This window comes from Sphingomonas spermidinifaciens, assembly GCF_002351485.1.
Classification (GTDB): domain Bacteria; phylum Pseudomonadota; class Alphaproteobacteria; order Sphingomonadales; family Sphingomonadaceae; genus Sphingomonas; species Sphingomonas spermidinifaciens.
Genome location: NZ_NWMW01000002.1, coordinates 695,056 through 714,134 on the forward strand (window position 1 = coordinate 695,056; position 19,079 = coordinate 714,134).

Here is a 19,079-nt window from a genome sequence, read left to right on the forward strand (position 1 = left end):
CATGCTGGACCGCATCGCCAAGGGTCTGGAAGGCCACTTCGACAAGCACCGCATGGTCTTTTGGTACGACCCCGCACGCGAATTCCGCGCCGCATTCGATGGGCTAACGCTGAGCAGCGTGACGAAGGTCGAGGTGGTCAACACCGAGTTCGCTGTGAAGCACCGAATCCTTCGGGAATTCCCGAAGGATCAATTCCTGCTCTATTGGGAGGGGCCGCGACCAGCAGATATCGACAATTGGCTGCTCGACGTCGAGTTGGCAAACGCGGTGTTCAAGACCGACCAGGTGGCGATCTGGCTAAGCGATCTCGGCCTACCGATCGGCTTTGAGGATCTGGTGCGCGAGCACCACGAGTTCTTCCGTTCCAGCCGCCGAATGGAAAAACTGAAGACGGTGATCCGCGGGGATGACACCAAACCCGCCCTGCGTTTGAAGATGCTGGCCATCTGCACGGGCGCAGATGGTGGCTTCGACACCGTCGTTGAAGCGCTGCTGATGGAACTCGCCGAAGGACGCGACGACAGCCTCCGCGTGATCGGCCGCATCGGACTAGACCCCTTCCTCTGGGACCAGATGGCGCGGGTCTTCGGTTATCGCGCCGAGCGTCCCAGCATCGGCGACTTCGCGATCACCCTATTCAAGTCCTGTTACCAGAGCGCCGTCGGCGGGGAGCCGATCCTGACGTCCGACGCCCTAGTGTTTTTCCGACGGTGGAAAAACAACCGGAATGCCGGGGAGGCCTTTGCCAAGCTGGCGGCTGACTATGCCGAGGCCTTGGGCATCGCCGAGGATCTGGCCAACGCGATTTCCGCACATTGATCGAGATCGACTATTTCGAAGAGGTCGACCGAGCGATCATCCGCGCGCTGGTCCATGAGGTCAGCGCTCAGACTGTCGCTCAGGCTGACGTGCTGAGCTGGGTTCGTCAGCGGCGGCAAAGCCACTGGTACGGCGCCTATCGCGACCTCTATGAGGCGATCGGTTTCGCCGCCGAATTCCAGCAGGCGATGGCTCAGGTAGCGCTTGGCATGACCAGCCTGGCTGAGGGCGTGCAGCGCTATGCGAAGAGCTGGTTCAGGATCGATCAGCTCTACCGGAAATTCATCTGGCACATGCAAAAGTCCGGGCAAGCGACCTTGATGCGCGAGCTATCGGAGCAGGTCGAGAACCATTACGTGAACGGCTATCTGCTGCGCCTCAACGAGGCGTGGCAGGCCCATGTGGACGGGGCCGAATCTTGGTCGGCCGCGCCCATCTCGGGGCAGCGGGGCTTCTATCGCGAGCATGTCGGCGAGTTCCGGCGTCGTGATCAGAAGATTTGCGTCATCATCTCCGACGCACTCCGCTACGAAATTGCCGAGGAGCTCCTCGGGCGAATTCGGAGCCTTGATCGCTACGAGGCGGCTATCGAGCCAGTGTTTGGCAGCCTTCCGAGCTACACTCAGCTCGGCATGGCTTCGCTCCTGCCCAACGGCAACCTGCAGATCGCCGATAACGACACCGCCACCGTCCTGGTGGACGGCCAGAGCTCACAGGGGCTGGAGAACCGCAAGAAGATCCTGGCAAAAGGTCGCTCAGGCGACAGGACCACGGCGTTGAAAGCCGAGGAGTTGATGGGCCTGGACAAGGATCAGGCGCGAGCACTCGTCCGGGACCACGACGTCATCTATGTCTATCACAACCTGATCGACGCGATCGGCGACAAGCAGGTTTCGGAGGAGCGGGTTTTCGAGGCCGCGGAGGATACGATCGAAGAGATCGTGCGGCTGGTGAAAAAGCTTAACGGCGCCAATGCCGCCAACATGATCGTCACCGCAGACCACGGCTTTATCTACCAGCACCGGCCGATCGAGGAGAGCGACTTCTCGTCCGCCCAAGTAGAGGGCGACACGATCCTGTACCGGGATCGGCGGTTCATCCTCGGGCATGGCTTGAAGGCCAATCATGGCCTGCGGCGCTTCACGCCTGCGCAGGCCAATCTTCAGGGCTCGGTGGAGGTGCTGATCCCGAAATCGATCAACCGGTTGCGCAGGCAGGGCTCGGGGAGCCGGTTCGTTCATGGCGGGGCGACGCTGCAGGAGGTCGTCGTCCCCGTGGTCAAAATCAACAAGAAGCGTCAGAGCGACACTTCGGCGGTCGAGGTCGAAATCATCGGCAGCTCGAACCAGATGATCACCTCGAGCCAGATCTCGGTGCGCTTCTATCAGGCGACCGCGGTGACCGAGAAAACCCAGTCGCGCCAGCTGCGGGCCGGCATCTACGCCCAGTCGGGCGAGCTGATTTCCGATTGCCATGAGCTGGTCTTCGACTTCCGCTCCGACAATCCCCGTGAGCGCGAAATCCCGGTCCGATTCCTGCTTTCGCGTCAGGCCGACGCGTTCAATGATCAGGAGGTGATCCTGAAACTCGAAGAGCGACATGGCGAGACGTCCCACTTCCGGGAGTACCGCACAGCTCGCTATCGGCTGAAGCGCAGCTTCTCGAACGATTTTGACTTCTGAAGGGGGGAGCGATGACTGCGTTGGACGACAAAATCAACGAACGCTTCCCCGGCCTTGTGGTGCGCAAGGACCTGGTCAAGGCCGTGAAGGGCAACGCCATCGTCCCTTCCTATGTGCTGGAATTCCTGCTGGGCCAATACTGCGCCACCAACGACGAAGCCTCGATTCAGTCAGGGATCGAGACCGTCAAGGAAATCCTGCGCAAGCACTATGTCCATCGCAATGAGGCGGGCCTGATCCGGTCGAACATCCGGGAAAAGGGCCGATGGAAGGTGATCGACAAGATCAGCGTCGATCTGAACACCGACAGGGACGTGTACGAGGCCACCTTCTCCAACCTCGGCATCAAGAAGGTGATCATCGATTCCGGGACGGTGAAGACCCATCCCAAGCTGCTCGTCAGCGGCGTCTGGTGCATCGCCGATGTCGAGTCCGAGCACAGCGAGGACAAGAACGTCGCGCCTTGGGTCCTCGGCAGCATCAAGCCGATCCAGCTCTCCAAGTTTGATTACGACGCTTATCTCCAGGCGCGGGCCGGGTTCACGACGGACGAGTGGATCGACCTGCTATTCCAGACGGTGGGATTTGACCCCGAGATGTTCGGGCGCCGGAGCAAGCTCTTGCAGCTGATGCGCCTCGTTCCCTTCGTTGAGCGCAATTACAACCTCATCGAACTTGGTCTAAGGGGACGGGCAAGTCGCACATCTTCTCCGAGTTCTCTCCGCACGGGATCCTTATTTCCGGCGGCGAGGTGACGGCGCCCAAGCTGTTCGTCAACAACAGCTCGGGCAAGATTGGCCTGGTCGGTTACTGGGATGTCGTCGCCTTCGACGAATTCGCGGGCCGGCAAAAGCGCGTCGACAAGGCGCTTGTCGATATCATGAAAAACTACATGGCCAATAAGAGCTTTTCCCGGGGCGTTGAGGCGCTCGGAGCCGAGGCGTCCATGGTCTTTGTTGGGAACACCAAGCACACCGTTCCCTACATGCTGAAGCATAGCGACCTGTTCGATGAGTTGCCGGAGAAGTACTACGACTCGGCCTTCATAGATCGCCTTCACAGCTATGTGCCGGGCTGGGAGATCGATGTCATCCGCGGCGAAATGTTTGCGACCGGCTACGGTTTCGTTGTCGATTACCTAGCCGAGATCCTCCGGCACATGCGCAACGACGACTATTCCAACCGCTACCGAGACCTGTTCAGCCTTTCGCCCGATATCTCAACGCGCGATCGCGATGGCGTGAACAAGACCTTCTCGGGCATGATGAAGCTGCTGTTCCCAGCGGACGACGCAAGCGATGCGGAGGTGGAAGAGATCCTGCACCTCGCGATGGAGGGCCGGAAGCGGGTCAAGGACCAGCTTCTGCGGATAGACAGCACCTACCCCGAGACCGACTTCTCGTTCACCGCGTGCGACGGCCGTAGAGTCAGCGTCACGACGCTGGAGGAGACGGAATACCCCGACCACTATCACAAGCGCGCCCCGGGGCATGAGGAGCCGACTGCGTCAGAAGGGGGGGCTCCACCACTTCCGCGTCAGCGACCTCGACCACGTCGGTCACGCTTGGCGGCAAGGCTGAGCCCGCAGCCCCGCGCGAGGGACACAGGGTGTTCAACGAGAACCAAAAGGGGGTGACATTCGCCGACCTTTTCTGGCCCTGGATCGCGGGCGCAAAGAGGATCGTCATCACCGATCCCTACATCCGGATGTTCCATCAGATCAGGAACGTGATGGAGTTCGTTGAAATGATCGCGCTGCACAAAGCGCCTGAGGACGAGGTCGCGGTTCACCTCGTAACCTGCCTGGACGAGAACTATCCCGAAAAGCAGCGGTCCAATCTGGTGGCCGTGGAGGCCGCCGGCGCGGCCGCTGGCATAACCTTCTCCTGGGAGTTCGACGGGACCAACACCATTCACGCGCGGCACATCAACAGCGACACGGGCTGGAAGATCAGTCTCGATCGAGGCCTCGACATCTTCCAAAAGTTCGAGATGAACGATGCCTTTAGCCTGCCAAACCGCCTTCAGGCATACCGGCAGGTCAAGGGTTTCGAAGTGACTTACCTGAGGCATTAACTCAGGCCGCTCTGTGGTAAGGTGTGCGAAACCTGCGCGACGGCCTAAGTGGTAGTCGGCGAGGCCCCCTGTAAGCGGGACGCCGCCAGTATTATCGTTCAGCTAGTCGATAACTGTCACAGAGCTGCAAGGATCGCGTTCTACTGTGCCGTGTAAAAGCGCGGCGGGTTGACCACGATGGTCGGAGCGGGATGACATGGGGGCTGGCGTAAAACCCAGCCGCCGCCTTGGCTTGGATCTGGCCTCGGTTCGCTTGGCGATAGCGATCGCTGAGCATCGGAGCCTGCGTGGGCGCTCACCAATCAGGTCAGCCGCTTTCAGGACATCCCGACGGACGCTCGGCGCAAGGAGCCCGACCCGCTGACCCGCATCGGCGCGCCCGCGAATAGCCACCGGGTGAGCCTGCAGTTCAGCGACGGCGATCCGATCGACCGTGGGGCCGGCTTCGTTCCGGATGAGGACGCGATCGCGGCGCTTCTGAAGCGCCCGGAGTGGGCGGAGATAGCCAATCTCCATGGCTACCTCTCCATCACCCACTTCCTGGGTCAGGCAGCGACACAGCGCTTCTCTCTTCGTAAGCCTGAGAAGCAATGGGAAGCCCTGAAAGGCCCCGCTGGCGTTGACCGCATAAACGCGCTCCGTGAGCGGATGAGTGGTCTCGGTGTGCGACGGGCTTTTACGCGCGCACTGGAGGACCGGACGAAGAAGCTCGGCGAGGCGTCAGAGGCTTTGACAGCTTGGACGTCTCTTCTCAGTGAGCGGGATCGCGCCAGGCAGCTTTCCTCCTCCGATGAAGCAGTTCCACCCGCAGCGCTGCGCGAGGCGGTGGAGCTGGCAGGGGTTCAGGTCCTTAGGTTGGCCCCGGGGGTCGATTGGAGCATGCCGGAACCATCCACGCCTTCGGAGGCGCTGCTCGAGGCACTCGCCGAGCTTCTGCGCGCAGTCGAGCAGCGTAGCGTGGCCGACACCGAAGCCGTCGACGCGCTAGCAAAGATTGCGGCTGATTTCGACGCAGCCGGCGCGGAGACGCAGACTCTCCGGAGCAGGGCCGACGATATCGAGCAGCGTCGGGCTGCAGCAGTCGAGAAGCTTGCGGAAGCCGAGGCTTCGCTCTTGCGGATGACAGCGAATTTGGTCGCCACCGAGCGCCAGGCTGCGCAGGCGCAGGCCCGCTCCGTCATCCTGACGCGAGTGCGGGCCGCTCTTCGTCAGCTGGAGGACGCGCAATCGCGGCGTGGAGACGCGGAAGAGCAGCTTGAGCGCTCGAAGGCTGAGCTTCGCCGGACTGAGGTCAGCATCGCTGCTCTGCGGGAGGGCCTTGCGCGCGCGACCGCCCAGCGAGCCGATCGCCGCGCCTTAGCGGACCGGGTCACTCTTGCGCGGCGCAGGGCCGAAGTCTCGGGAAAGCTGACTGTGACCCGCGCCGAGATCGACCGGCTGACACCGCTTCTCGCGAGCAGGCAAGCGGCGGACCTGCGGGCGCAGCGCGAAACTCTGGTCGGGCGGGAAGCTGCCGCTCAAACCATGATCGCCCGCATCAACGCGGATCTGCGCGCGCACGACGACCGCACGCGGGCCATCTCCGAAGCCGTCTCGGTGATTGCGCATCGGCTGGGGCATGACGATGTCACCTGTCCGGTCTGCGCCTCTGAGTTCCCACCGGGGCGACTTGCCGCGCTCGCCACCCAGCAGAGCGCCGCCGATGCTCGGCCTGCATCGCAATTGGCCACGGCGCTGGCAGAGGCCCGGTTGGAAAGCGAAGGGTTCCGGCGTCAGATCGTGGATGTGGAGCGCGCCATCGCCGAGCTGGAGCAGCTGCAGGCATCGATGGCGACCTTGCGTGCACGGGAGCAGGAGCTGCGCCAGCAGCTTGTCGAAGCGGGAGGTTCGGCAGACGGGGTCTACGACCAATCCGAGACGCTTTTTCTGGAGCAGGAGCTTGTCGAGACTGATGCGAAGCTCGCCGCCAGCGACACTCCTGAGCAGATAGACGCGCGGCTGAAGGAAGCTGAAGCGGTTCTGAAGGCGGAGCTGACGAAGCGTGGCACGCTCCAGCAATCTAGGGATGCAGCCGACGAGGATGTTGGGGCGGCACGGACCACGTTGCGGCAGCATGCCGAGATATGGACTGACGAGAAGGGGCTACTCGTCGACCTCGATAATGAGCAGGCAGCTATCGAGAGCCAGCTTTCCGACCTCTCCTCACGGATATCCGTGGAACGTGCCGCTACCGATGAGGCTCGCTTGGCTCGGGACTCCCAACGTGAGGCTGAGGTTCGGGAGACCGAGGCGCAGACCGCGTCCAACGCTCGTCTCGATAGTTTGGCCAACACCCGATCTGCGCTCGTCAAGCGGTAGATGGATGCTGGTCAGAGCGGGGAGCCCGACACCGCGCGGGTGGCTCAAAGACGCGCCCGGATCAAAGAACGTTCGACGCAGCTTGAGCAAGTGCGCGCGACGCAGCAGCAGCTTGTTGCCGGCTATCGCAAGTGGATGAGCGACGAGCAACTGCGCCGTCTCGAGGCGCGGATTGCCGAGATCGTACGTAACGAGAACGCCGCAACCGATCTTGATGTCCGCCGGTTGCTGGAAAGACGCGCTGAGGAGGCGCGTCGCGAGCTCGAGTTCACGCAAAGGGCGCGGGATCGAATTGACGCCGTTGGCAGCCAACTCCAGCAGCGAGCGGAGTCCTATGCTGACGATGTGTTGGCGCCGCTCAACGCCACGATCCAGCGGTTTGCCCGGACGTTGATGACCTGGGCGGATGCATCGATCATCTACCGCGCCGAGCATCATGTGACCCGTTCCGAGCTGCGCCCGGGGATCGTGCGGAGCGAGGCTGACGGATCGGTGACGCAGCTCGAGATGAATCCTAATCTCTACTTCAGCGAGGGCCAGCTGTCGGCGCTGAGCGTGGCCGCCCTGCTCGCAGCTAGCACGACGTTCGGATGGTCCCGCTGGCGCGGCCTGCTTCTGGACGATCCGCTCCAGCACAATGACGTGATTCACGCGAGCGCGTTCAAGGACCTGCTTCGGCAGATGGTGCGCGAGCTAGGCTATCAGGTCATCCTGTCCACACATGACAGCTCCGAGGCCGAGTTTCTGGGTAGAAAGTGCCGCAGCGCTGACATTCCGTACCATGTTCACGAGCTGGTGCCACAAGGAGAAGGTGGGCTGATCTCCAACGTCGCTTAGGCGTAGCGTCCTTTCAGCCGGTGGCGGCTTCTAGCAATTTGCTCGGAGAAGCTGTCAGTCGGGTCTCTGCCTGCTATAAGAAGCTTGCCTGATAGCTAGTCGCGATCAGCGACACATGCGCCTCCATCGGCGGCTGCAGTTCAAACACTTTCGGCTCTCGCGCAAAATTCCACAACCGCATTAGCCGCCAATCCTTGCGTCGCTCCTGCGCAACGACCAGCTCATTGCGCGTGATGTGAAACGGCGTGCGTTCCCAGCCATTGGTCGTCTTCACCTCGATCAACCGATCGCTGCCGTTGGCGTCGAAGCTCAGGATGTCATAGCCGGCGCCATCGCCGTCGACATGTGACACCCAGCGGATGTGATCGGCGAGGTCGCACCGGCCGGCGGCGAGCAGGGTGGCTCGCTCATGGGCGAGGACGCGCTCCTCGCCAGCACGACCCAGAGCGCGATTGCGGGCATCACGCTCCGCCACATCATACTTTCGAGCAATGGCAGCCATCTGTTCGAGTTCGTCGGGCGGGGGCGCATTGCTGTGCGTCGGCGGCGGGCCGATCCACAGCAGGGCCTCTTCTCGAAGTGCAGACACTGACGGCCCCATCGCCATCCGCGCGGCCGGTGCGAGCCAGTCAGGATGGCGCTCGAGCCAGCGCACCACCGCATCGACCAGCGAGGCCTGGAAATTGAAAGCTGGCTTGTAGCCGGGGATCCAATCCTCACCGAGCCCCTTGAGCACGGCGCTGATGTTCTGATGCTTGTATTCGATGGAGCCCCGCGGTCGATCGATCACCGCCTGCAGCACGCGGTTATGCTCGGCCTTGCTGTAGGGGCGCCCGGCGATGTCGTTCGCGAGCATCGCGAAATAATCCGCGACGATCGCGTCGTTTTGCTCGTCGGACCAATCACCCGCCATGTCAGCTCCCGAGCGGACTGGCCAAATTTGGAGGGACTTGGATCACGCCAGCAACTGCGCGGGCACGCCGAGCGCTGGCCCGGCCTGCGCGAGCCGCTGGTCGAGAGTATGCACCGTGGCGCCATGCTCCGATGCGACGGCGAGATGCAGAGCATCGCCCGCGCGGAGCCCAAGGCCATGCTGATCAGCGAACCTCGCAGCCGCCCGGAATTGCCCGCCTGTTACGGGAAGCACGGTGAAGCTCTCGGCGATCAGCTGGTTGAACATGGCAAGCGCCGCAGCGCGTTGTTCCAGGCTGATTTGCCCGGTGCGCAGCTTGATGGCCATGGCAGACGACATCTCGGTGATGGTCCAGTCGCTGATGAGCAGTTGCGCCGGATCCTGCTTTCCCAGCCAAGCCTGGACGCGCGGCGTCATCGCCTCGTTGGAGAGCGCCGCGACGATCAGCGACGTGTCGAGATAGAGCATCAGTAGCGATCGCCGTCCCGCATCGAGCGCACGAGATCGCCGGCGCTCTGGGACTGCGGCGGCATAGCCGTCGTCAGCGATCGGAGCAGCTCGGCATCGATCGGCTTGCGCGGCCTTGCTACAGCGGTCAGCCGCGCAACCGGCTTGCCGCGACGGGTGATGTCGATCGAATCGCCAGCTTCGACCCGGTCGACAAGCTCGCTCAGATGGGCCTTGGCATCTGCCAGATTGATCACATCCATGTCGCGTTCCTGACTATGTAGATGGTCATATAGCGTATCGAACTTAAAAATTCCAGGAGGTTTGCCGATGCGCCATGTTCTCACACGGCAGCAACTTTACGACATGATCTGGGAGCGCGCCGTATCCAAGGTAGCGCCCGAGCTCGGCATCTCCGACGTGGCGTTGCGTAAGCAATGCGTGAAGCACGCCATCCCCTTGCCGGATGCCACCTATTGGGGACGGCTGCATGCCGGACGTCCGGTTAAGCGTAAACCGCTCGGCGTTGCACCGAAGGGCGTGAGCGATGGCATCGTGATCGATGCCCGCGCGAAGCCGCCCCCGCCGGAGCCGATCGAGGCGGCGATAGCGCTGGCCAGGCAGCCGTTGGAAGCTGTAGCCGTACCGGAGAAGCTGCATCCGCTCGTCGCTAAGACGCTTGTTGCAGCAAGGAAGGTCCAGCCTGATCAAAATGGCGCGATCACCGGTCTTGGCGGGGACGTCTTTCGCATACGTGCGCACCCCGACACCCTCGATCGTGTCGGCGTCTTTTTGAATGCACTCGTCTACAATGCTCTGGCCCGCGGCCATCGCTTCGAAGCCGGACGCGAGGGCCTCGAGATGATGGTCGACGATGAAGGGATCGGCTTCACCGTGTACCAGACGATCCGCCGTTCGCTCCATGTGGCCACGGAAGAGGAGACACGGCGGCGCGAGCGCTGGTATGCCCGCCATCGCAATGACTGGGACAATTGGGATAAGCGCCCCTCCATCCCCTATTATGATTTCACGCCAACCGGTGAGATGGCGATCGAGATCGCGGGCTGGTCACGATATGAAAACGCTCAGCGTCGGTTCGCCGATACCCGCGCCCGCAAGATCGACAGCCGGATCAATGAGATATTGCTCTCGTTTGCTGGATTCGCGGCCGGCCGGAAGGTGGAGCGGGAAGAGGCCCGCGAGCGGGCACGGCTCGAGGAGATTGCCCGCCAGCGGCGCGCCGAACAGGCGCGGCTGGCCAAGCTCGAACAGCAACGGGTGGAATATCTCGACCGGAAGCTCGCGCAGGCGGATGAGCGAGATCGACTGCGCACGTTTCTGATGACCCTTCCGGCTGCCCAAATCCTCGGGGAAGCTTCCGCTTCTCATGCTTTCATCGAATGGGCGCTGCAGCGGTTGGAGAGGATGGAAGCCCAACTGCAGCTGTCGACGATTGCCGCTGAGGTCTCAGAGATGGAGGCCTGCACGGTGCAGGATGACGCCAGCAACCTGAAAGGGTGATCGAACCGCCGCCTCTGCTCACGCCCTTCTCGGTCAGCTGCGTGAGAATTATCGCGCATCTCAGATGCGTGATAATTCCGACTTACCGGTGTACACCTACGCGGCGATGGAGCCATGCTGCGACAGCTTTTAGATGGTTTGACGGTATTTTCTTGAGCGTCTGCTCATTGGAGACCAGCTCGGGATCCACCAAAAAATGCGGCGAGCGGGGCGAATGGTGGCGATTGATCCGGAAAGTCGGGTTTTCGAGAGCCGCTGAATCCACCAATAAAATCAACAGCGCGACTTTTCCGCGGTGCCTGGGACGGTATCGCAGAGGTGCAGAAATATTTTTCCTCTGGAAGATCAATCAGTTATGATGGCTGCGGACCATCGAGTGGGAATGACTCGCTCGAGTTCCACAGTGTTTGACTGGTATCGCGCAGGCCGCATTAAGTCATCGCGCTGCAAAGCCTTACCGGTGGGACCTATTGCAGGGCATCCGCGGGCGCGATCCTTCCTGCCGGCGAAGCTGATGGACCTGATACGGCTTACTCGCTTGCGGCTTGCGCCATTCCTTCATTCTCGGAACCCGATGACGTAAGTTTTTTCAGCGCGAGGATCTGTCAGCGCTGACAAAAGGAATGCGGCAAGGCGCCGCTCCAGGGTGACGGTATCCCCTAGAGCGCGGCGCAGTGCAGATTGAGGTAGAATCAAGGGAGCACACGGCCCTGTGCTTCGCGGTGGGTCAATCGATCGACTACCGCCAGCGCGAATGTGAAAAATCAGCACGGTTGATCGTGATCGACGACGCGCCAACGAAGGAGGTGATTGAGCTCGCCACATCCATGGCTTTGCGCTTTCCTTGCGAGCGGAAGTCGCATTTGTTTCTGCATCGGCCGCGCGGCAATTCGTCGGGTTGCGCAGTGTCGCACTTCTGGTTTCGCAGCCGATCCTGCGATCGTTCGTGTTGATGAGCGACGGGCGCATCCCTCGACGAAGGAACAGGACGATCGTCCACAGCGTGCTGAAGGGTGCCAGCGAAGCTGCCGAAAACTAGGGGAAAAAACAGAGCGACCTGACGCGACAAGCCCAACGCGGCAGACTACCGCCATTCCCCGCTTGCCGGTGGTGACCCCTACGGAAGCAGCATGCTATCTCTAACCATCTAGGATAAAGAGGAAAATCTGCCATTTCTCTAGATGGTACCATCGTAAATGCCATCAAGCCTCTGAGGAAATTTGCGCCCTATTGGACCGGGCCGCTGCTCGCTGATCGCGGTTGCGCGGGCGCTGTCAGCGCAAAAGAGACAAGTGCTTAGCGACCGACAGGACCCTCTCCGGACGCTTAGCCTGATAGAAGCAGCGCCGAGCTTCGAATACTCGCTCATGTTGCGCAATATGTTCCGTGTTCGCGCGTGCCTCACAACCGTCCTACCGGGCTGAACCATTCATACATGGCTTCGGATGCAAATCGTACGATGAGCACAGCGTTCAAACCCTGAATCGCGTTCGATCGTGACGCACCCGTGCTTGCGGGTGCATGTGGTCCTCCCTATCACAAATCCAAGACGATTTATTTATGGGGTTTGTAATGGCCTTGGTTTTTCCCGGTGCTGCATATGGCGGCGGTGCGCCCGTGGGCGCGGTGACGCGCCTCGCTTTTGCGGTCATCACAACATTGTTTTTCGCGTGGGGCCTCATCACCTCGTTGATCGACCCGCTAGTGGGGGCGGTGAAGGGGGTGTTCACGCTTTCGAATCTTCAGGCGCAGCTCGTCGCCTCGGCCTTTTTCGCGGCCTACTTCTTCGTGTCCTTTCCCGCTGCGGCCGTGGTGTCGCGGGTGGGGTCGATCCGCTCGATCCTGATCGCGCTGGGGGCGATGGCGGCAGGGTGCGTGACGATGCTCGTCGCGGCGAATTTGGCGATCTATCCGCTGGTCCTGCTGGGTTTGTTCACGCTGGCGTCGGGTATCACCGTGCTCCAGGTCGCGGCCAACCCCCTAGCCGCCGCGCTCGGCGATCCGAAGCGCAGCCATTTCCGCCTGACGCTCAGTCAGACGTTCAATTCCTTCGGCACCTTCATCGGACCGATCGTCGGCGCGCACCTGTTCCTGACCGGAATCGAGGTGAAGCCCGGTGCTTCGGTCGATCCGGCGGCGCGGGCGCAGGCGCTGGCGGGCATCGACACGGCGTATCTCTGGCTGTGCGGCATGATCGCGTTGCTGGCGCTGTTCTTCTTCTTCGGCAGGCGCGTGATCGCCGCCGCCGCGCCACCGGCCAGCGGCACCGGCGGCATCGCCGCGGTGTTCCACTCGCAATGGGCGCTGCTCGGCGCGGCGGCGATCTTCCTCTATGTCGGGGCCGAGGTGGCGATCGGGACGCAGATGGCGCTGTTCCTCAACGATGACAGCGTCTGGGGCCGGTCGGACGCGGCGTTCGGTGTGCCGCTGCTGGGGCTGACCATGGGGTCGGACGGCGTGCCGGGCGTCTCGCTGCAGGAAGCGGCCAAGGCGGTCGCTTTCTACTGGGGCGGGGCGATGGTCGGGCGCGCGATCGGGTCGGTGCTGCTCGCGCGCGCGTCGGCGACGAAACTGCTGGCCGCCGCCACCGCGATCGCGGCGGCGATGTGCGTCTATGTCGCGGGCGTCGGCGGGGTGAGCGCGGGCTTCGTCGCGCTGGCGATCGGCCTCTTCAACTCGATCATGTTCCCGGTGATCTTCACCCTGACGCTTGAGCGGTCGAGCGCCAGCAGCGAGGCGACGGCCGGCCTGATGTGCACGGCGATCGTCGGCGGAGCGATCCTGCCGCTGGCGGTGGGATCGCTTGCCGATGTGGCAGGCTATGCCGCGGCGATGCTGGTGCCGGCGGCCTGTTATCTGGCGCTTTGCGGCTTTGCCTTTGCGGCCGGGCGGGCGCAGCCGCGTCAACCGGCTTGATTGTGATTGGGGAACGGGCATGCTGACCGCCGGTGGGCGAAGGATGATGCATGGACGGGCGTGAGCGATCATCGTTGCTGGCAGGGGCCAATATCGAGCATGCCGGCCAGCATAATCAGCGCGTCGTCCTGCATGCAATCCGCGTCAACGGCACCGTCACGCGCGCCGACATCGCGGCGGTGACGGGGCTGACGCACGCAACGGTTACCAATATCACCAACCGCCTGCTCGACGACGGCCTGCTCGCGCGGGCGGGCCAGCGGCGCGGGGCGCGCGGCCAGCCCGCGGTCCGGTTGACGATCAATCCGGCCGGCGCCTGTTCGATCGGCGTCAACATCGACCGCGATCACCTGACGCTCGTCGCCGTTGATTTCGGCGGCGCGGTGCGCGCGCGGATCAGTCGCGACATGGCGTTTCCCATGCCCGCAGACGTGCGCGCCTTCCATGCCGAGGAGTTCGACCGTCTGCTCGCGATCGCGGGGATCGGGCGCGAACAGGTCGCGGGCGTCGGCGTCGCACTGCCCGACCAGATCGGCGAGGTCGACCTGCCCGGCCGCCCGGCGGATTACGGCGAATGGGCCGACACCGACGTCGCGTCGCTGTTCGTCGAGCCGCATCCGTTGCGCGTCTGGGTCGAGAACGACGCCGCTGCCGCCGCGATCGGTGAGATGCAGTTCGGGCTGGGGCAGCGCTACGGCAGCTTCTTCTATCTCCTCGTCACCTATGCGCTGGGCGGCGGGCTGGTCGTCAATTCGCTCTACGACCGCGGGGCGAACGGGCGGTCGGGCGAGATCGGCTTCCTGATGGTCGATGACGGGGCGGGGCGGCAGGTGCCGCTCCAGAACCTCGTCTCGCTCGCTGGCCTTGCCCGCCGGTTCGAGGCGGCGGGGCTGGCGGGGGCGAGCGTGCGATCGCCCGATCAGGCGAACCCGGCGGTCGCGCGCGAGGTGCAGGCCTGGGTCGAGCATTCGGCGCGAGCGTTGGTCCAGCCACTGATCGCGGTCAATTGCCTGATCGATCCGGAAACGGTGCTGATCGGCGGGCGACTGCCGGTGGCGATCGTCGACCAGCTGGCGCGTCGGACCAACGCCTTGCTGCGTATCCATGGCCGCAACGCGCCGGTGCTCGCGCCGGTGCAGGCGGCGGCGCAGGCGGAGGATGCGGCTGCGGTGGGGGCGGCGCTACTGCCGTTCGAGGATTTGTTGCTGCCCGCCGACGCGGGCGCAGCGCGGCGGTTGTCGCTGGTCGCTGCCTAGCCCCCGGCGCTGACGCCGCGACTGCTGCCGATCAATCGGTCGATGAAGGCGTCGTGGTCCGGCATGGCCGCCGCCGCCGCCGCGCAGGCGCGCCGATGCGAGGCCATCATCGCGAGGATGCGCGCGTCGTCGAGCGAATCGGCGACCGGATCGTGGCCGCGCGGCACGATCCCCTGGCCCAGCATCACCGCGGTCCAGTTGGGCACGGCGAACAACTCGTCGTCATAGCGGAAGACGCGGCCCTTTTCCCGGAACAGCGCGATCTTCGCCGCCAGCGTGTCGGGGATCGGCATCGTGCGCACATGGTCCCAGAAGGGCGAGCCGGTCCGCTGCGTCGCGTGATAGTGGAGGATGACGAAATCGCGGATCGCGTCGAACTGCGCGGTCATCAGGCGGTTGTATTCGGCGCGCTCGATCCCGGCGAAGCTTCGGTCGGGGAACAGCGCGAACAGGAGCTGAATGCCGTGCTGGACGAGGTGGATGCTCGTCGATTCGAGCGGCTCGAGAAATCCGGCCGCCAGCCCCAGCGCGACCACGTTGCCGCGCCACGGATCGGTCCGGCGACCGGCGGTGAAGCGCAGCAGTCGCGGCTCGGCGGTAGGGGCCGTGTCGAGGTTCGTGAGCAGGAGGTCGAGCGCTGCCTCCTCGGTCATGAACGCGCTGGAAAAGACGTGTCCGTTGCCCGTCCGGTGCTGGAGCGGGATGCGCCATTGCCAGCCCGCGGGCCGCGCGGTCGATCGGGTATAGGGCAGCAGCGGATCGACGCGCACGCACGGCACCGCCCAGGCGCGGTCGCAGGGCAGCCAGTGCGACCAGTCGACAAAGGGCACGCCCATCGTCTCGCCCAGCAACAAGCTTCGGAACCCCGAACAGTCGATCCAGAGCTCGCCCTCCACCCGACGTCCGTCGTCCAGCGTGACGGCGAGAACGTTGCCGCTCGCCGCGTCGCGATCGACCCCGGCGATCCGTCCCTCGATGCGGGCGACGCCGCCCGCCTCGGCCCGGCGTCGTAGGAAGGCGGCATAGAGCCCGGCGTCGAAATGATAGGCATAGGCCAGCTGCGAGCGCGGATCGCGCGGGTCGGCGGCGGGGTGGGCGAAGCGGCCGGCGCGCGCCGCGGCGATCGACATCGCATAGTCGTCGATCCGGCCGACGCCGGGCCGCCCCGCGAACTTGCGCCAGAGCTGGTGGAAGGCGACGCCGTGGATGTCGCGGCCATAGGTGCCGAAGGGGTGGATGTAGCGGTCCTCGGCACGCCCCCAGCCGACGAACTCGATGCCGAGCTTGAAGCTGGCGCGTGTCACGGCGACGAACTCGGCCTCGTCGATGCCGAGCAGTGCGTTGAAGTTCAGGATCGGCGGGATCGTCGCCTCGCCCACGCCGACCGTTCCGATCGCGTCCGATTCGATCAGGGTGATGCGCCGCTGCCCGTCGTCCAGGAAGCGCGCGGCGGCGGCGGCGATCATCCAGCCCGCGGTGCCGCCGCCAACGATCACGACGTCGCGGATCGGACCCGCGCCGCCGCTCATGCCGCCAGCCCCGCACGGGCGAGCGGATCGGGCCGCGCGGGCGCATGGCCCAGCCCGGCGAGCACCGCGCGCCACTGGCCGGGAGGGACCGGATCGTCCTCGACCGGGGGCAGGCGGCCGCGGCGCGCGAACAGGTCCAGCCGGCGGGCGAGCATCGGCGAGACGGGCAGCGCGGCGGCGGCGGTCCAGAAGGCCCCTTCGCGATCGATCGTCGTCAGCGCGCGGGCATAATCGGCAGCGGCGTCGTGCTCGCTCTCGCCGCGGCGGTTGGCCTCGGCGATCTCGACGCCAAGCGGTGCACCAGCGGGCAGCATCGTGCTGAGGCGAAGCAGGCCGGACTGGACGAGCGCCAGGTCGAGCCGCGCGACGGGATCGGGGACGAACGCCGCCGGGCCGAGCGACACGACGTTGGCGGCCCAGCCGGTGCGGCGTCCTTGCGCGACGGGCGCGATCGCGCGGGGCTCGACCGCCGCTTCGGTGCGGAAACGCCGGCGCGCGGCGGCGGGGTCGGTGCCGGGGGCGAAGCCTGCCATGCCGCCGCCGATCCAGCCGAACGCGGCGGCACGCAAGCGCGTCTGCGGCTCGCGCGGGGCGGTGCCGATCGCGATCAGACCGGTCGCGGTCGGCGCGGGGCGGAGTGGCGCGGGCGAGAGGCCTGCCGACACATCGACGACCCAATCGGCTTCGACACCGTGGCCGTCGGCGACCAGCCGGGCGATACCCCCATCGGATCGCCGTTCGATTCCGAGATGCGGGACGGCGCGTCGCTCGACCCCCAGCCGCGCGACATGTGCGCCGAGCAGCCGGGCATAGGCGTCCGGATCGATCCGCGTCGGCGGGGCGGCGGGATCGGGCGCTGGGGCGAGCGGTCGGCGGCGGTCGGCGAGCCAGGCGTCGAGCTGCGGCTGCTCGATCAGTTCGGCATCTGCGGGCAAATCCCAGGGCGTCGGACCCGGCCAGCGTTCGAACCGCTCGCCGGAATGGCGGTGCGCACCGGCGGCGGCAAGCGCCTCGGGCCGCAGGCCGATGCGTGCATGAAACGCTTCGGCGACGGGCCACAGGCGCGCGCAATGGTCAATCGGCGCGGGCGGCGTCAACGGCGCCAGCCAGATCAAATGGCCGGGCGGCAGCATGCGGGCCAGCGCGGCGGCGGCGAGCAGGGCGGCGGTGCCGTCGCCGACCAGGATGACGCGCGGCGGCACCTCAGGCGGCATCCGCTGCACGCGCGTGCAGCCCGAGCGCGGCGGCATGGTCCGGCATCGCGGCGACGCGCGCCGCGAGATCGGCATCGAGCGCCGCCATCGCGCGACCCAGCCGGGCAGGATCGGCGGCGGCGGCGCGCGGATCGATCCCATGCGGCAGGATGCCCTGGCCGATCAGCACCGCTATCCAGCTCGGCTCGAGGAACAGGCCGTGCGAATATTGGGCGACACGGCCCGTCGCCCGCCACAGCTCGATCCGCTCGGCCAGCGTGTCGGGCAGCGTCAGCGCGCGCATGTCGCGCCAGAAGTCCGAATCGTCGCGCCGGGTGGCGGTGTAATGGAGGATCAGGAAGTCGCGGATGCGGTCATATTCGTGATCGACGCGGACGTTGAACTCGGCGCGGTCGCGCGGGTCGATCGCGCCGTCGGGGAACAGCTCGACGAGCTCGGTGATCGCCATCTGCGCCAGATAGAGGCTGGTCGATTCGAGCGGTTCGAGGAAGCCGCTGGCCAGCCCCACCGACACGACGTTGCCCACCCAGCTTGCCCGGCGTCGCCCCGCCCGGAAGCGCAGCAGCCGCGGTTCGGCCAGGGCCGGGCCGTCCAGCGCCGCCGCGATCGCGTCGGCCGCGGCCTCGTCGGCCAGATGCGCGCTCGAATAGACATAGCCGTTGCCCACCCGGTGCTGCAGCGGGATGCGCCAGCGCCAGCCCGCCGCCATCGCGGTGGCGCGGGTATAGGGCTCGACCCGGCCGGCAGGCGCGGTGCAGGGGAGCGCGACGGCCCGGTCGCAGGGCAGCCAGCGCGACCAATCCTCCCACGGCGCGGCCAGCGCCCCTTCGATCAGGCGCGCGGCGAAGCCCGAGCAGTCGACGAACAGGTCGCCCACGACCCGTCGCCCGTCGGCGAGGATCAGCGCCGCAACGTCGCCGCTTTCGCCATGCCGCTCGACGCCGACGACGCGCCCCTCGATGCGGACCGCGCCGTCCGCCTCGGCACGGGCGCGCAGGAACGGGGCGAAGCGCGTCGCGTCGAACTGATAGGCATAGCCATAGCCGGCATGATCGGCCGTCTCGGTGGGGTCGGGGTGCGCGAAACGGGCGGCGCGCGCCATGAGGCAAGGCAGGCTGAACCGCTCGAGCGGCGCCGGCGCCCCCGCACGCAGCCAGTAATGATGGAAGCCGACATCGCCGATGGGCGCACCGAAGCTGCCGAAGGGGTGGATGTACGCCTCGCCTATCGCGCCGAAGTCGTGGAAATCGATGCCGAGCTTGAAGGTACCGAGCGTCTCCGCCATGAACGCGGCCTCGTCGATGCCCAGCCGCTGGTTGAAGGCGCGGATGTGCGGCAACGTCGCTTCGCCCACACCGACGATTCCGATCTCGGCCGATTCGACGAGGGTTACTTCGGTTTCCCGGCCGAGCAGGCGCGCGAGCCCCGCCGCCGTCATCCAGCCCGCGGTGCCGCCCCCCAAGATGACCGTTCGCATCCTTGTCCGCTCTCCTACTTCCAACTTGTCCAA

General features: G+C 65.0%; 14 protein-coding genes and 1 pseudogene. 9 read left to right on the forward strand and 6 right to left on the reverse strand.

Annotated features, from left to right (window positions below; translation table 11 throughout):
- The first annotated feature begins 1 nt into the window (after position 1).
- The 6 genes and pseudogenes from COC42_RS17980 (at position 2) to COC42_RS13420 (ending at position 7,773) form a co-directional block, all read left to right on the forward strand.
- Positions 2 to 820 (forward strand): hypothetical protein, encoded by an 819-nt coding sequence (locus COC42_RS17980; protein WP_245844126.1) that lies wholly within the window; start codon positions 2 to 4, stop codon positions 818 to 820.
- The gene (gene pglZ / locus COC42_RS13405) at positions 817 to 2,502 is read left to right on the forward strand and encodes a BREX-1 system phosphatase PglZ type A (RefSeq protein WP_245844129.1); all 1,686 of its coding nucleotides are present in this window, start codon (positions 817 to 819) and stop codon (positions 2,500 to 2,502) included. The genes COC42_RS17980 and pglZ overlap by 4 nt, the downstream gene beginning before the upstream one ends.
- 11 nt (positions 2,503 to 2,513) lie before the next feature.
- Positions 2,514 to 4,138: pseudogene (gene brxL, locus COC42_RS13410) on the forward strand (BREX system Lon protease-like protein BrxL).
- Complete coding sequence (locus COC42_RS17985) at positions 4,111 to 4,578, forward strand: MIT C-terminal domain-containing protein (RefSeq protein ID WP_245844131.1); 468 nt, start codon at positions 4,111 to 4,113, stop codon at positions 4,576 to 4,578. The pseudogene brxL and the gene COC42_RS17985 overlap by 28 nt, the downstream one beginning before the upstream one ends.
- Before the next feature lie 396 nt (positions 4,579 to 4,974).
- Positions 4,975 to 6,936 carry a coiled-coil domain-containing protein gene (locus COC42_RS13415; protein ID WP_096343796.1) on the forward strand — a complete coding sequence of 654 codons (1,962 nt, stop codon included), beginning with the start codon at positions 4,975 to 4,977 and terminating at the stop codon, positions 6,934 to 6,936.
- Positions 6,937 to 7,773 carry a P-loop NTPase family protein gene (locus COC42_RS13420; RefSeq protein WP_096343797.1) on the forward strand — a complete coding sequence of 279 codons (837 nt, stop codon included), beginning with the start codon at positions 6,937 to 6,939 and terminating at the stop codon, positions 7,771 to 7,773.
- Positions 7,774 to 7,846: 73 nt separating this feature from the next.
- On the opposite strand, the gene COC42_RS13425 is transcribed toward COC42_RS13420, so the two are convergent.
- Genes COC42_RS13425 through COC42_RS13435 form a run of 3 tightly spaced genes read right to left on the reverse strand, consistent with a single transcriptional unit; the run spans position 7,847 to position 9,480 of the window.
- Positions 7,847 to 8,686, reverse strand: a complete 840-nt coding sequence (locus COC42_RS13425) for a protein NO VEIN domain-containing protein (RefSeq protein WP_096343798.1) — start codon at positions 8,684 to 8,686, stop codon at positions 7,847 to 7,849.
- Between the two features lie 42 nt (positions 8,687 to 8,728).
- Entirely contained in the window at positions 8,729 to 9,154 is a 426-nt protein-coding gene (locus tag COC42_RS13430) for a type II toxin-antitoxin system VapC family toxin (protein ID WP_096343799.1), read from the reverse strand.
- Complete coding sequence (locus COC42_RS13435; protein ID WP_245844134.1) at positions 9,154 to 9,480, reverse strand: type II toxin-antitoxin system Phd/YefM family antitoxin; 327 nt, start codon at positions 9,478 to 9,480, stop codon at positions 9,154 to 9,156. Before COC42_RS13435 ends, COC42_RS13430 begins: the two co-directional genes overlap by 1 nt.
- On the opposite strand from COC42_RS13435, the gene COC42_RS13440 reads away from it, so the two are divergent.
- The 3 genes from COC42_RS13440 (at position 9,464) to COC42_RS13450 (ending at position 14,826) form a co-directional block, all read left to right on the forward strand.
- The gene (locus tag COC42_RS13440; RefSeq protein WP_096343801.1) at positions 9,464 to 10,654 is read left to right on the forward strand and encodes a hypothetical protein; all 1,191 of its coding nucleotides are present in this window, start codon (positions 9,464 to 9,466) and stop codon (positions 10,652 to 10,654) included. The two genes, COC42_RS13435 and COC42_RS13440, sit on opposite strands and share 17 nt — an antisense overlap.
- 1,572 nt (positions 10,655 to 12,226) lie before the next feature.
- Entirely contained in the window at positions 12,227 to 13,570 is a 1,344-nt protein-coding gene (locus COC42_RS13445; RefSeq protein WP_096343802.1) for an MFS transporter, read from the forward strand.
- A 50-nt stretch (positions 13,571 to 13,620) separates the two neighbouring features.
- Positions 13,621 to 14,826, forward strand: coding sequence for an ROK family transcriptional regulator (locus tag COC42_RS13450; protein WP_096343803.1), 1,206 nt, complete (start codon positions 13,621 to 13,623; stop codon positions 14,824 to 14,826).
- Here COC42_RS13450 and COC42_RS13455 read toward each other — a convergent pair.
- Genes COC42_RS13455 through COC42_RS13465 form a run of 3 tightly spaced genes read right to left on the reverse strand, consistent with a single transcriptional unit; the run spans position 14,823 to position 19,046 of the window.
- Entirely contained in the window at positions 14,823 to 16,355 is a 1,533-nt protein-coding gene (locus COC42_RS13455) for a tryptophan halogenase family protein (RefSeq protein ID WP_096343804.1), read from the reverse strand. The genes COC42_RS13450 and COC42_RS13455 overlap by 4 nt on opposite strands.
- Positions 16,352 to 17,605, reverse strand: a complete 1,254-nt coding sequence (locus COC42_RS13460; RefSeq protein WP_176484682.1) for a tryptophan 7-halogenase — start codon at positions 17,603 to 17,605, stop codon at positions 16,352 to 16,354. Before COC42_RS13460 ends, COC42_RS13455 begins: the two co-directional genes overlap by 4 nt.
- Complete coding sequence (locus tag COC42_RS13465; protein ID WP_096343806.1) at positions 17,559 to 19,046, reverse strand: tryptophan halogenase family protein; 1,488 nt, start codon at positions 19,044 to 19,046, stop codon at positions 17,559 to 17,561. The genes COC42_RS13460 and COC42_RS13465 overlap by 47 nt, the downstream gene beginning before the upstream one ends.
- Between the last annotated feature and the right edge of the window lie 33 nt (positions 19,047 to 19,079).

Coding starts and splice junctions, on each gene's coding strand:
- COC42_RS17980 (WP_245844126.1), top strand. CDS start 2: ATGCTGGACCGCATCGCCAAGGGTCTGGAAGGCCACTTCGACAAGCAC.
- COC42_RS13420 (WP_096343797.1), top strand. CDS start 6,937: ATGGATGCTGGTCAGAGCGGGGAGCCCGACACCGCGCGGGTGGCTCAA.
- COC42_RS13425 (WP_096343798.1), bottom strand. CDS start 8,686: ATGGCGGGTGATTGGTCCGACGAGCAAAACGACGCGATCGTCGCGGAT.
- COC42_RS13430 (WP_096343799.1), bottom strand. CDS start 9,154: ATGCTCTATCTCGACACGTCGCTGATCGTCGCGGCGCTCTCCAACGAG.
- COC42_RS13440 (WP_096343801.1), top strand. CDS start 9,464: ATGCGCCATGTTCTCACACGGCAGCAACTTTACGACATGATCTGGGAG.
- COC42_RS13445 (WP_096343802.1), top strand. CDS start 12,227: ATGGCCTTGGTTTTTCCCGGTGCTGCATATGGCGGCGGTGCGCCCGTG.
- COC42_RS13450 (WP_096343803.1), top strand. CDS start 13,621: ATGGACGGGCGTGAGCGATCATCGTTGCTGGCAGGGGCCAATATCGAG.
- COC42_RS13455 (WP_096343804.1), bottom strand. CDS start 16,355: ATGAGCGGCGGCGCGGGTCCGATCCGCGACGTCGTGATCGTTGGCGGC.
- COC42_RS13460 (WP_176484682.1), bottom strand. CDS start 17,605: ATGCCGCCGCGCTCGGGCTGCACGCGCGTGCAGCGGATGCCGCCTGAG.
- COC42_RS13465 (WP_096343806.1), bottom strand. CDS start 19,046: ATGCGAACGGTCATCTTGGGGGGCGGCACCGCGGGCTGGATGACGGCG.